Origin of the sequence: Mesorhizobium sp. ANAO-SY3R2, assembly GCF_042466635.1 — a bacterium.
Classification (GTDB): Bacteria; Pseudomonadota; Alphaproteobacteria; order Rhizobiales; family Rhizobiaceae; genus Aminobacter.
On record NZ_CP159955.1, the window covers coordinates 3,326,263 to 3,338,792 of the forward strand.

The 12,530-nt window shown below is 63.8% G+C and carries 11 protein-coding genes; 9 read left to right on the top strand and 2 right to left on the bottom strand.

What is annotated here, in order from left to right; genetic code table 11:
• The first annotated feature begins 22 nt into the window (after positions 1-22).
• The 9 genes from ABSY17_RS20950 (at position 23) to ABSY17_RS20990 (ending at position 10,254) form a co-directional block, all read left to right on the top strand.
• Positions 23-757: a c-type cytochrome gene (locus ABSY17_RS20950; RefSeq protein WP_378944967.1), complete on the top strand. Its 735-nt coding sequence runs from the start codon at positions 23-25 to the stop codon at positions 755-757.
• Between the two features lie 154 nt (positions 758-911).
• The gene (locus ABSY17_RS20955) at positions 912-2,804 is read left to right on the top strand and encodes an extracellular solute-binding protein (RefSeq protein WP_378944970.1); all 1,893 of its coding nucleotides are present in this window, start codon (positions 912-914) and stop codon (positions 2,802-2,804) included.
• Positions 2,805-2,814: 10 nt separating this feature from the next.
• Complete coding sequence (locus ABSY17_RS20960) at positions 2,815-4,686, top strand: extracellular solute-binding protein (protein WP_378944973.1); 1,872 nt, start codon at positions 2,815-2,817, stop codon at positions 4,684-4,686.
• 45 nt (positions 4,687-4,731) lie between these two features.
• Entirely contained in the window at positions 4,732-5,838 is a 1,107-nt protein-coding gene (locus ABSY17_RS20965) for a microcin C ABC transporter permease YejB (protein WP_378944976.1), read from the top strand.
• Positions 5,838-6,980 carry an ABC transporter permease gene (locus ABSY17_RS20970; protein WP_378944978.1) on the top strand — a complete coding sequence of 381 codons (1,143 nt, stop codon included), beginning with the start codon at positions 5,838-5,840 and terminating at the stop codon, positions 6,978-6,980. The genes ABSY17_RS20965 and ABSY17_RS20970 overlap by 1 nt, the downstream gene beginning before the upstream one ends.
• 49 nt (positions 6,981-7,029) lie before the next feature.
• Positions 7,030-7,278: a type II toxin-antitoxin system VapB family antitoxin gene (locus ABSY17_RS20975; RefSeq protein WP_378944981.1), complete on the top strand. Its 249-nt coding sequence runs from the start codon at positions 7,030-7,032 to the stop codon at positions 7,276-7,278.
• Positions 7,275-7,667: a type II toxin-antitoxin system VapC family toxin gene (locus tag ABSY17_RS20980; protein WP_378944984.1), complete on the top strand. Its 393-nt coding sequence runs from the start codon at positions 7,275-7,277 to the stop codon at positions 7,665-7,667. Before ABSY17_RS20975 ends, ABSY17_RS20980 begins: the two co-directional genes overlap by 4 nt.
• On the top strand, positions 7,664-9,292 hold the full coding sequence (locus tag ABSY17_RS20985; RefSeq protein WP_378944987.1) for an ABC transporter ATP-binding protein: 1,629 nt from the start codon (positions 7,664-7,666) through the stop codon (positions 9,290-9,292). The genes ABSY17_RS20980 and ABSY17_RS20985 overlap by 4 nt, the downstream gene beginning before the upstream one ends.
• Before the next feature lie 17 nt (positions 9,293-9,309).
• Positions 9,310-10,254 carry a 2-hydroxyacid dehydrogenase gene (locus ABSY17_RS20990; RefSeq protein WP_378944990.1) on the top strand — a complete coding sequence of 315 codons (945 nt, stop codon included), beginning with the start codon at positions 9,310-9,312 and terminating at the stop codon, positions 10,252-10,254.
• 794 nt (positions 10,255-11,048) lie between these two features.
• On the opposite strand, the gene ABSY17_RS20995 is transcribed toward ABSY17_RS20990, so the two are convergent.
• Both ABSY17_RS20995 and ABSY17_RS21000 read right to left on the bottom strand, forming a co-directional pair.
• Positions 11,049-11,909: an NlpC/P60 family protein gene (locus tag ABSY17_RS20995; protein ID WP_378944992.1), complete on the bottom strand. Its 861-nt coding sequence runs from the start codon at positions 11,907-11,909 to the stop codon at positions 11,049-11,051.
• Positions 11,906-12,256 (bottom strand): MarR family winged helix-turn-helix transcriptional regulator, encoded by a 351-nt coding sequence (locus ABSY17_RS21000; protein WP_378944995.1) that lies wholly within the window; start codon positions 12,254-12,256, stop codon positions 11,906-11,908. Before ABSY17_RS21000 ends, ABSY17_RS20995 begins: the two co-directional genes overlap by 4 nt.
• Positions 12,257-12,530: the final 274 nt, after the last annotated feature.

The following is a 12,530-nucleotide window of genomic DNA, read 5'->3' on the forward strand; positions in this document are numbered from 1 at the left end:
CGGATAAGGGAGCCAGGGGCATATGGACTCATTTGAAGTAAACAAGGTGCTTGGCGGCCTGCTGGGAACTGCCTTTGTGGTATTCTCGATTTCGCTGGTGTCGGATGCGATCTTTGCCTCGCCCACCCCGGAAAAGCCGGGTTTTGCCATTGAAGCCGCAGAAGAAGGCGGCGCTGCCGCCGGCGGCGGAGCCGAAGCCCCGGCAGCCGTGCCGATCGCCCAGCTGCTGGCAAGCGCCAACGCCGAGGCGGGTGCTGCCGTATTCAAGAAGTGCACGGCCTGCCACTCCGCAGAGAAGGGCGGCCCGAACAAGGTCGGCCCCGATCTCTGGGGCGTCGTGAACCGTCCGATCGCCTCGCACGAGGGCTTCGCCTATTCGGGCGCCATGAAAGAATTCTCGGAAGGCGGCAAGGTGGTCTGGGACTACGACCACCTGAACCACTTCCTCGCTTCGCCGAAGGGCCTCGTGAAGGGCACCGCCATGGGCTTCGCGGGCATCAAGAAGGACGACGAGCGCGCCAACCTGATCGCTTATCTGCGTTCGCAGGCGGACAGCCCGGCACCGCTGCCTGAGGCGGGCGCTGCTCCTGCTCCGGCCGCTCCGGCTGAAGGCGCTGCTCCGGCGGCCCCTGCAGAGGGCGCTGCTCCGGCCCCGGCCGCTCCGGCTGAGGGTGCCGCTCCGGCGGCTCCTGCAGAAGGCGCAGCTCCTGCGGCTCCGGCCGAGGGTGCTGCCCCGGCAGCCGAGCCGGCAAAGTGACCGAATTGTAATCTTCGCATCTTGAAAAAGCCGGGTTTAGCCCGGCTTTTTTGTTGCCTTACGCAATCGTGCGAAGACAATCGTCCAGGGCACGGTTTCCATGCGCCGCGAATGAATTAGACTGTCCCGAAATACCAGCGCCGAGGGGTTCGCAATGAAGCCATGCCTGAATAGAACAATTGCGGCGGCCGGCCTGGCCGCGGTTCTTTTCTCAGGCGCCTGGCTGCCTGCTTCCGCCGCCGACCCCGAATGGCACACCAGTTCGTCGCTGATCGGCACCTCGAAATATGGCGAGGATTTCAAGCACTACGACTACGTCAATCCTGATGCGCCGAAGGGTGGCACCCTGAACTCCACGACGTCAGGCACCTTCGACAGCTTCAATCCCTATATCGTCCAGGGCAACGCCGCCGCCGGCTTCGCCAGCTTCGGCGGCGGGCTGCTCTACGACACGCTGATGGAGCAGGCCACAGACGAAGGCAGCGTCAGCCATCCGCTCGTCGCCGAGGCCTACAAATACCCCGAGGACTTCTCCTCAGCGACCTACCGCCTCGACCCACGCGCCAGATGGCACGACGGCAAGCCGATCACCGTCGACGACGTCATCTGGTCGTTCAACGCGCTGAAGACGCACAGCCCGCTCTATAACAAATACTACGCCAACGTGACCGAAGCGGTGAAGACCGGCGATCGCGAGGTGACGTTCCACTTCGACCAGAAGGGCAATCGCGAACTGCCAAAGATCATGGGCGACCTGGTCGTCCTGCCCAAGCACTGGTGGGAAGGCACCGACGCGTCAGGCAAGAAACGCGACATCAGCCGCCCCACGCAGGAGCCGCCGCTCGGCTCCGCCGCCTACAAGATATCGAGCTTCAAGCCGGGCTCGGAGATCGTCTGGGAGCGCGTGCCCGACTACTGGGCGGCACAGCTGCCGGTGAAGGTCGGCCGCGAGAACTTCGACAAGCGGCGCTATACCTATTTCCTCGACGACAATGCCGCCTGGCAGGCCTTCGCCAAGGGCGGTTTCCAGGACATCCGTCCCGAATCTAGCGCCCGCCGCTGGGCGACCGAATACAACTTCCCGGCCGTGAAGGCCGGCGACGTCATCAAGGCCGAGTTTGCGACGACGTCGGGCCAGCCGATGCAAGCCTATGTGATGAACACCCGCCGGCCGCAGTTCCAGGATCCGCGCGTGCGCAAGGCCATCACCATGGCCTTCGACTTCGAAACAATGAACCGCAACATCTTCTTCGACGCCTACAAACGCACCGACAGCTATTTCGAGGGCGGGGAACTGGCGTCCAGCGGCATTCCGCAAGGCAAGGAACTCGAGATACTCGAAGCCTACCGCGACAAGCTGCCGCCGGAACTGTTCACCCAGGAATTCAAGCTGCCGGTCAGCGACACGCCGCAAGCGGCGCGCGAGAACCTGCGCACGGCCCTGCAACTGTTCAAGGAGGCCGGCTGGGTCAACCGCGGCGGCAAGCTGGTCAGCGAAAAGACCGGCGAACAGTTCCGCATCGAGTTCCTCGGCAACGACCCGATCGACGAGCGCGTGGCAACGCCATTCATCGACAGCCTGCGCCGGCTCGGCATCGACGCGACCCTGCGCATCATCGACGAGGGCCAGTACATCAATCGCACCCGCTCCTTCGATTTCGACATGCTGGCACTTTCGAGTTTCGCCCAGTCGCAGTCGCCCGGCAACGAGCAGCGCGACTTCTTCAGCTCCAAGGCGGCGGACACGCCCGGATCGCGCAATTTTGCCGGCATCAAGGACCCCGTCGTCGACGCACTGGTCGAAAGGGTCATTTTCGCGACCGACCGCGACGACCTTCTGGCCGCCACCCACGCGCTCGACCGCGTGCTGCTGTGGAACTACTACATGGTTCCGCAATGGCACCTCGGGAAGGTCCGCCTCGGCTACTGGAACAAGTTCGGCATCCCCGAGAAGCAGCCGAGCTATGTCGGCGTCGATATCGATTCCTGGTGGATCGACAAGGACAAGGAGGCCGCGCTGGCCGCCAAGTACAAAGGGGTGAATTGAGGGGAGTGAATTGAGCACGCGCCTCGCCCGTCGCGACTTCCTGGCACTGGGTGCTGCGGCTGTCGTCGCGCCACTCATCCCGGGCCGCGCCTTCGCCGCCAGCCCGACCGGCACCGGGCTGCACGGCCTGTCGGCCTTCGGCGACCTCAGATACGGCCCCGGATTCACGAGCTTCGACTATGTGAACCTGGATGCGCCCAAGGGCGGCACGTTCAACTTCTCGCCGCCCAACTGGGTGTTCAACCAGAGCCCGCTCACCTTCAACACGCTCAACAGCTTCGTCAGCAGGGGCGACGCGCCCCCGCGCATGGAGATTTGCTTCGATTCGCTGATGGTGCGGGCGCTGGACGAGCCGGATGCCATCTACAGCCTTTTGGCGCAGTCGGTGACGATCTCCGACGACCGCAACAGCTTCGATTTCGCGCTCAGGCCTGAGGCACGCTTCAACGACGGCACCCCGGTCACCGCCGAGGACGTCGCTTTTGCGCTGGAACTGTTCAAGAAGGACGGCCATCCCAGCCTGCTTTTGCCGCTCAGCCATCTGCTCGATGCCAAGCCGCTCGACGCCCATACCGTCAGGCTCAGCTTCGACGGCAAGCAATCGGCGCGCACGATCCTCGACATCGCCACCTATCCCATTCCCGCCAAGGCCTTCTTCGAAGCCAACCCCTTCGATGCGTCCCAGCTCAAGGCACCGCTTGGATCCGGCCCCTACAAGGTCGGCCGCGTCTTCCCCGGCCAGGCGATCGAATATGAGCGGGTGGTCGACTATTGGGGTCGCGACCTGCCGGTCAATCGCGGCCTCTACAATTTCGACCGTATCCGCATCGAGTTCTATCAGGACAGGCAGGCCGGCTTCGAAGCCTTCAAGAAGGGCGAGATCTTGTTCCGTCAGGAGTTCACCTCGCGCATCTGGGCAAACGGCTATGACTTTCCCGCCTTCACCGCCGGCAAGGTGGTCAAACGAGAGTTTCCCGGCGAGAAGCGCCCGACCATGCAGGCCACCGCGCTGAACCAGCGACGCGAGCGCTTTCGCGACCCGCGCGTGCGCCGGGCGATCGCGCTCTGCTTCGACTTCGAGTGGACCAACCGCAACCTGTTCTACGGCGCCTATGAGCGGTCGCAATCGACCTTCGAGAAGTCGGATTTTCGCGCCGAAGGCCTGCCCTCACCTGCCGAACTCGCCTTGCTCGAGCCGTTCCACGGCAAAATTCCCGACGAGGCGTTCGGCGAGGCCGTGCTGCAGCCGCCATCCGACGGCTCGGGACGTGACCGCAAGCTGCTTGGCCAAGCTTCCCGCCTGCTCACCGAGGCCGGCTGGGCGCGCAAGGACGGCGTCCTGCGCGACGCAAAGGGCGAAGCGCTCGCCATCGAGGTGCTGGTCGACGACGACAGCCTCGTGCGCGTCTATTCGCCATGGATCGAGAACATGCGGGCGATCGGCATCGACGCTACGGTGCGCATGGTCGATTCCGCCCAGTATCAGGCGCGGCAGACGAGTTTCGACTTCGACGCCATTTCGATGGCCTCATCGTTTTCGGCCACCCCCACCCGCGATGAACTCGACGGGCTGTTCCATTCGCGCTCTGCCGCTCTTCCCGGTTCCACCAACCTGCCCGGCACCGCCGACCCCGCCGTCGACGCGCTGATCGACGCCGTGGGTGCGGCGAAGGACCGCGAAGCGCTGACGGTTGCCATGCGCGCGCTCGACCGGGTCTTGCGCGCCCGGCTAGACTGGATTCCAAATTGGTTTTCGGCGAATCACCGCGCCGCATTCTGGGACATATTCGGCTATAAGGAGCCGAAACCGGATTTCGGATTTCCCGTCGAAGCTCTGTGGTGGTTCGACAAGGACAAGGCTGCACGTATTGGCAAGACCTGAGATTTTGACGCTGGAAGCTCTGCATCGACTGAAGGGCCTTGCCTGATGGGCGCCTATATCCTTCGCCGCATACTGCTGATGATCCCGACGCTGTTCGGCATCATGGCGATCTCGTTTGCCGTGGTGCAATTCGCCCCTGGCGGCCCCGTCGAGCAGGTCATCGCCAAGCTCACCGGCCAGGGTGGCGACGCCACCGACCGCCTTTCGGGCGGCGGCGGTGACGTAGGCGGCACTCCCCATTTCGATACGGCGGGCGGCGACGTCTCATCCAAATACCGCGGCGCGCAGGGCCTCGACCCGGAATTCATCGCCAAGCTGGAAAAGCAGTTCGGCTTCGACAAACCGCCGCTCGAACGCTTTTTCATGATGCTGTGGAACTATGCCCGCTTCGATTTCGGCGACAGCTATTTCCGTGACATCTCGGTGATCGACCTGATCCTGGAGAAAATGCCGGTGTCGATCTCGCTCGGCATCTGGATCACGCTGCTTTCCTACCTGATCTCCATTCCGCTCGGCATCCGCAAGGCAGTCAAGGACGGCTCCACTTTCGACATCTGGACCAGCGGCGTGGTCATCGTCGGCTACGCGATTCCCGCTTTCCTGTTTGCCATCCTCTTGATGGTGATGTTTGCCGGCGGCTCGTTCTTTGACTGGTTCCCGTTGCGCGGCCTGACCTCGGAGAACTTCAGCGAACTGTCGCTCGGCGGCAAGGTGCTCGACTATCTCTGGCACATGACCTTGCCACTGGCCGCACTGGTGCTTTCGGCCTTCGCGACGACGACCCTGCTGACCAAGAACTCGTTCCTCGACGAGATCCGCAAGCAATATGTCGTCACGGCCCGGGCCAAGGGGCTGTCGCAGCGCCAGGTGCTCTACGGCCACGTCTTCCGCAACGCCATGCTGATCGTCATCGCCGGCTTCCCCGGCGCCTTCATCTCGGCATTCTTCACCGGTTCGCTGCTGATCGAGAACATCTTCTCGCTCGATGGGCTAGGCCTGCTCGGCTACAAGTCGGTGCTCGAACGCGACTACCCGGTGGTCTTCGCCAACCTCTACATCTTCTCGCTGATGGGCCTGTTTGTCGGCCTGATCTCGGACCTCACCTACACATGGATCGATCCGCGCATCGACTTCGAGCGGAGGGACGTGTGATGTCAGTGCTCGACACGACTTCCGCTCCGGTCAAGCGGCCATGGCTGTCGCCGCTCAACAAGCGGCGCTGGCAGAACTTCAAGGCGCACAAGCGGGGCTACTGGTCCTTGTGGATCTTCCTGGTCCTGTTCGTGGTGACGCTGTGCGCAGAACTCGTCGCCAACGACAGGCCGCTGCTGATCCGTTTCAAGGGCGAGTTCTACTCGCCGATCGTCCGTGACTATCCGGAGGAGACCTTCCTCGGCGACGAAGGCTTCCTGCCAATCACCGACTACCGCATGGCGGTCGTTCAGGAGGCGATATCAGCCAATGGCTGGATGATCTGGCCGCCGATCCGCTATTCCTACCGGACGACCAACAACGAGATTCCTGAAGCCGCACCGTCGAAGCCGTCCTGGCTCTACACCAAGGAGGTGCGCTGCCAGCGCTACCCCCAGGGCGTCAACGATCCCAACTGCACCATCGGCAACTGGAACTGGCTCGGCACCGACGATCAGGCCCGCGACGTGCTGGCGCGCGTCATCTACGGGTTCCGCATCTCGGTCCTGTTCGGCCTCATCCTCACCCTGAGCTCGGCCGTGATCGGCGTTTCGGCCGGTGCCGTGCAGGGCTATTTCGGCGGCTGGACGGACCTTCTGTTCCAGCGCTTCATCGAAATCTGGTCGGCGATCCCCGTGCTCTACCTGCTGCTGATCGTCTCCGCCATCCTGCCGCCGGGCTTCTTCATCCTGCTCGGGCTGATGCTGGTCTTCTCCTGGGTGGCGCTGGTGGGCGTCGTGCGGGCCGAGTTCCTGCGCGCGCGCAACTTCGAATATGTCAACGCCGCGCGCGCACTTGGCGTGCCCAACCGCACCATCATCTTCCGGCATCTGCTGCCCAACGCCATGGTGGCGACGCTGACCTTCCTGCCCTTCATCCTCAACGGCTCGATCTCGACGCTGACCTCGCTCGACTTCCTCGGCTTCGGCCTGCCGCCCGGCTCGGCCTCGCTCGGCGAACTGCTCAAGCAGGGCCAGCGCAACCTCAACGCGCCCTGGCTCGGGCTATCAGGCTTCTTTGTCATCTCGCTGATGCTGTCGCTGCTGATCTTCGTCGGCGAGGCAGTGCGCGACGCCTTCGACCCACGGAAGACGTTCAAATGAGCTGGGATCGGTGGTATAATTTCTTGGGTTTTCTACCATGGAGCGAGACATGGGCATGAACATCAAGAATGCGACCGTCGAACGGCTGGCCAAGGAGCTTGCGGCGCAGACCGGCGAGACAATGACGTCTGCAATCCAGGCAGCCCTGGAAGAGCGGCTTGAGCGCCTGCGTCAACAGCGTGACGTTGCAGAGCGCAAGCGGCGTGTGCGCGAGATCCTGGATTCACTACCGCCGGCACCGCCCGGCGTGACGAGTGATCACTCCGACTTATACGATGAATTCGGGCTGCCGAAATGATCGTTGACGCTTCGGCGATCCTCGCGATCCTGCTCAAGGAACCGGAAGAATATCGCTTCGCCGATGTGCTGACCGACCAGCCGGACACCGTCTCGCTGTCTCCAGTCAACTACCTCGAAGTCGCGCTCCGGGTCGATCGCGGTGACATGGACGTGGTTTCCGCCAAGCTTGACCACATTATTTCCAGTATGAATATCCAGCTTGCAGACGTCACCCCCGAACAGGCCCGTCTCGCCCGCGACGCCTACAAGAACTTCGGCAAGGGCAACCATCCGGCCAAGCTCAATCTCGGCGACTGCTTCGCCTATGCGCTGGCCAAGGCGCGGCGCGAGCCGTTACTCTTCAAGGGCGATGATTTCCGCATGACCGACATCGAGGCCGCGATTTGACCTCCCCTCTCCTCTCCGTCCAGGACCTCTCCGTTGCCTTCGCCCAGGGCGGAACGACGACGACGGCCGTCGACCGGATTTCCTTCGACATCGCCAAGGGCGAGACGGTGGCACTCGTCGGCGAATCCGGTTCCGGCAAATCGGTCTCGGCGCTGTCGGTGCTCAAGCTCCTGCCCTACCCGCCGGCGAGCCACCCCACGGGCCGCATCATGTTCGGCGGCCAGGATCTGCTGGCGCTGGACGAGAATGCGCTGCGCAAGGTGCGCGGCAACAAGATCACCATGATCTTCCAGGAGCCGATGACCTCGCTCAACCCGCTGCACACCATCGAGCGGCAGATCGTCGAGGTGCTGTCGCTTCACCAGGGCATGGGCGACAAGGCGGCGCGCGCCCGCACGCTCGAACTGCTGGAAGAGGTCGGCATCCGCGAGCCCAAGAAGCGGCTCGACGCCTATCCGCATCAGCTTTCCGGCGGCCAGCGCCAGCGCGTGATGATCGCCATGGCCTTGGCCAACGAGCCCGAACTGCTGATCGCCGACGAGCCTACGACGGCGCTCGACGTGACGGTGCAGGCGCAGATTCTCGAACTGCTCGCCAATCTGAAGTCCCGCAAGGGCATGTCGATGCTGTTCATCACCCATGATCTCGGCATCGTCAGACGCATTGCCGACCGGGTCTGCGTGATGACAAGAGGCAAGATCGTCGAGACCGGGCCAACGAAGGAGATCTTCGCCCACCCGCAACACAGCTATACGCGCCACCTGCTCGCCGCCGAACCGAAGGGCAGGCCGCCCGCCGCGAACACGGCTGCGCAGACCGTGATGTCGGGGTCGGACGTCAAGGTCTGGTTCCCGATCAAGCAGGGCTTCTTCCGCAAGACGGTGGACCATGTGAAGGCGGTCGACGGCATCGATATCGCCGTGCGCGCCGGCCAGACGGTGGGCGTCGTCGGCGAATCGGGCTCGGGCAAGACGACGCTCGGGCTGGCGCTCGCCCGCATGATCTCGTCAAAGGGCCGAATCGACTTCAACGGCCGCGAGATCGACAAGCTGTCCTTCAACGCCATGCGGCCGCTCCGGCGCGAGTTGCAGATCGTCTTCCAGGACCCGTTCGGCTCGCTCAGCCCGCGCATGTCGATCGCCGACATCATCGAAGAGGGCCTCAAGATCCACGAGCCGGGCCTCAACGCTACCCAGCGCGACCGCAGCGTGGTCGACGTGCTGCAGGAGGTCGGGCTCGATCCGGACACCCGCTTCCGCTACCCGCATGAGTTTTCCGGCGGCCAGCGCCAGCGCATCGCGATCGCCCGCGCCATGGTGCTCAAGCCGCGCTTCGTCATGCTCGACGAGCCGACCTCGGCGCTCGACATGAGCGTGCAGGCGCAGGTGGTCGACCTGTTGCGCAACCTTCAGGCGAAGCATGACCTCGCCTATCTGTTCATCAGCCACGACCTCAAGGTGGTGCGGGCGCTGGCCAACGAGGTCATCGTCATGCGCAATGGCAAGGTGGTTGAAACCGGGCCTTCCGAGCAGATTTTCGAGCGTCCGCAAACGGACTACACTCGGGCGCTGATCTCGGCGGCATTCAGGATCGAGACTGCGCCGACCGGCGTGGTCAGCGAATAGTGCATCAAGGGCAGAGCATGTCGACCAAGGGAAAAATCCTCCTCTCGATCAACGGGTTCAGCCCGCAGCGCTGGTACGAGATGCTGTCGGAGGAGCGCGAAGTGGTGCTCGAACCCGATGGCCCGGCCGATCCCTCGATCGAATATGCCGTCGTCTGGAAGCAAAAGCCCGGCCTGCTCGCCAAGCTGCCCAATCTCAAGGCCATCTTCTCGATCGGTGCGGGCGTCGACCACGTGTTCGCCGACCCAACCCTGCCCGATTTGCCGATCGTGCGCGTGGTGGCCGACAACCTGACCCAGCACATGGTCGAATATGTGCTGTGGCGGGTCCTCGACCATCACCGTCAGGGGCAGCTCTACCGGGCGCAGCAGACCAAGAAAGTCTGGCACGAGCCGCCGCAGCGGGCGGCCGAGGACATCTCGGTCGGCATCATGGGGCTCGGCAATCTCGGCCGCGCGGCCGCCAAAGCGCTGATGACTATCGGCTTCCGCGTCAACGGCTGGAGCCGGAGGCCGCAGGAAGTTGTTGGCGTTTCGACCTACGACGGCGACGCCGGGCTGGTGCCCTTCCTCAACGCGACCGACATACTGGTCGTGCTTTTGCCGCTGACGGAGGCCACTACAGGCATCATCAATTACGGCCTGCTCAAGGAGTTGCGCCGCCGCAACGGGCTGGGCGGCGCGGTGCTGATCAATGCCGGGCGTGGAAGGTTGCAGCGCGACGCCGACATCCTGCGCGCGCTCGACGACGGCACGCTGAAGGAGGCGAGCCTCGACGTGTTCGAGGTCGAGCCGCTGCCCAAGACCAGTCCGGTCTGGTCGCATCCGAAGGTGTTCGTCACCCCGCATGCCGCAGCCACCTCCGATCCCGCGCATCTGGTTGGGCCGATGCTCAGGCAGATGGATGCCTTCGAGCGCGGCGAGCGGCTGCAGAACCTCGTCGACCGCGAAGCGGGATATTGAACCGCTTCGTCCCCCTCCGCAGGCAACGCCACGCCCGCCCCACGGTCTGGCCTATGTTATCCATTGACGGGATCATCCTACGACAGGCTCAGGATGAGGGATGAGCCAAGACTATTCACTGCCACGCTCGCTTTCGCGCCTGGCTATTGTCAAAGAACTCGGGAAGCGGGGCGCGAGGCCGTGCCTTCCGATAATTTTGCTAGTGGCGCGACGTTCGCGCCCCGCCCGGTTGCTTGCCCCGCTCAGTCGCCTCGGCATTTCCGCCGCCGGCCGCCGCAAGGCCCGGGCTTGGGGGTGAAACACCCAGTGGAAGAACCGACCTCCCACCAGCCCGGCACCGGCGCTTCCCCCCGATGCCCGGTGCGCAGCCGGGGTCCCGTGGAAGATCGCCCGATCATGATACGAAAGGTTTTGGGGGCGTGAAAAAAACAGCGCGGTTTTTCCACGTAGGATGGTGACAAATGCTGACAGGATCAGTTCTGAACCCATGTTGCATCTTCACCGTCACGGCATGGATCCCCGGGACTGCGCGACGGCGCTCACGCGCCTGCTCCGCCCGAGGATGACGAGCTTCATTTCCGGTCATCGCCAATCACGAAGGTTGCGCAGCCCCACGTCACGCCACCGCCTACGTCGGAGATTGGCCGCCACAGCCCATGCCTCCGTCATCCTCGGGTCGGAGCGCGAGCGAAACGAGCGTCGGAGATCCCGGGGATCCATGCCGTGAAGTTTCAATTTTGCTTCGGCGGCAAATGTCAGACATGCGTGGAAACTCTTTCCACGCATGAAGGGACCTACGGCCGCCTGAAAATGGTCGGACCGCCATAGAGGTAGCCGATACGATCGATGGCCTCGCGCAGGCCCTCGCGGGCAACCGTCATGGTGTGTCCGTTGGCATGGATCATGTTTTCGCCGTCGGTCATGATCGCGACGTGGCCCTTCCAGAACACGAGGTCGCCGCGCCGCAGCTGCGAAAAGTCGGCGCCCGCATCGACCTTGGCGCCAAGTGCGGCCTCCTGCATGTCGGAATCACGCAGCACGTCGCGGCCGGCCATGCGCATGGAAAGCTGGACGAGCCCGGAGCAGTCGATGCCGAAGGCGCTGGAGCCGCCCCAGAGATAGGGCGTATCGATGAGCCGCTCGGCCACCGCGACATAGTCGTCGGCCGTGGTGCCTATGGGCGCGAGATGCTGGGAGACCAGCGCCTCGCCCGAGGCCAGCAGCGCATAGTGCGTGCCGCGCGTCTCGGCATAGCCTGTGATCGCCACGCGCGCGCCGATGGAAAGTGCGCCAGTGCGCGGAAATTTCATGTCCGGGCCGGGATAGATGAAAGTGCGGAGGGCTGTGACGACGTGCGTCGTCTCATCGTGCCGTGGCGCAAGATCGCCAGATGAGACATAACCGACATAACCGTCGCGCTCGGCCTGAAGCCAGGCAAAACCCTCGATCTCCTCGAAGACCAGGACGTTGTCGCCGCAAAGCAGTTGCGTGTTGAGCCCGCCGTCCGGCCGCGGCGCCTTGCGAACGTCGGCGACCGGCACTGAAATGCGCGCCGGTCGGCCGGCGACGAAGCGCTCGGCGGCGACTTCGCCCTGCAGGCGGGCGTCGGCAAGATCGGGGCGGAAAGCGTGAAGGCGGCTGTCGCGGGCGGTCAAATCGGAAGCTCCATGGCTTTGGCGATGATAGCATCGCCCAATCGCTCGACATAGAGCGCGCCTTCCACCGTGCGCCGGATCAGGACGTTGCGCTTGTCGAGCTCGTCGCGGTGTCGAGACACCAGCTTGAGCGCACCCATGGTGTCAAGGGCGCGGGTGATGACCGGCTTGCTGACGCCGAGCCGAGCGGCGAGCCCACGGACGGTATGCGGCGGCGGGTCGAGATAGATAGTGAGCAGGATCGCCATCTGGCGCAGCGTCAGGTCGGGCGCGTCGTCACGCACCTCGGACAGGGCAAACTGCTGCAGCAGCCTCAGCGACTGGCTCGGACGCAATGCGATCGGCATGGCGCCAGTATCCATGGTAATTGTTTCGGTTCCGTTTCATTCAAGCGGGAATTTGCGGCGATGGCAAGGCGGAGTGGCCAGCGTTGCCTGGGTAGCCCACGCCGTTGTGGCTCGACCTGCCGCCATTCCAGTCGTCTCCTATTCAATCGGCGCTTGCTATGCGCTGCTTCTGGCATCCTCGCTGTTGCGGCATGGATTCCCGACACTCTCCGCTCCCTCCGGTCGCTCACGAGGTCGGGAATGACGAGCTACACTTTGCCGTCTCCGCCAATTC

Bases quoted from the DNA above. Each gene is read 5' to 3' on its own strand.
- ABSY17_RS20965 (WP_378944976.1), top strand. From the start codon at position 4,732: ATGGGCGCCTATATCCTTCGCCGCATACTGCTGATGATCCCGACGCTG.
- ABSY17_RS20990 (WP_378944990.1), top strand. From the start codon at position 9,310: ATGTCGACCAAGGGAAAAATCCTCCTCTCGATCAACGGGTTCAGCCCG.
- ABSY17_RS21000 (WP_378944995.1), bottom strand. From the start codon at position 12,256: ATGCCGATCGCATTGCGTCCGAGCCAGTCGCTGAGGCTGCTGCAGCAG.
- ABSY17_RS20970 (WP_378944978.1), top strand. From the start codon at position 5,838: ATGTCAGTGCTCGACACGACTTCCGCTCCGGTCAAGCGGCCATGGCTG.
- ABSY17_RS20950 (WP_378944967.1), top strand. From the start codon at position 23: ATGGACTCATTTGAAGTAAACAAGGTGCTTGGCGGCCTGCTGGGAACT.
- ABSY17_RS20980 (WP_378944984.1), top strand. From the start codon at position 7,275: ATGATCGTTGACGCTTCGGCGATCCTCGCGATCCTGCTCAAGGAACCG.
- ABSY17_RS20955 (WP_378944970.1), top strand. From the start codon at position 912: ATGAAGCCATGCCTGAATAGAACAATTGCGGCGGCCGGCCTGGCCGCG.
- ABSY17_RS20975 (WP_378944981.1), top strand. From the start codon at position 7,030: ATGGGCATGAACATCAAGAATGCGACCGTCGAACGGCTGGCCAAGGAG.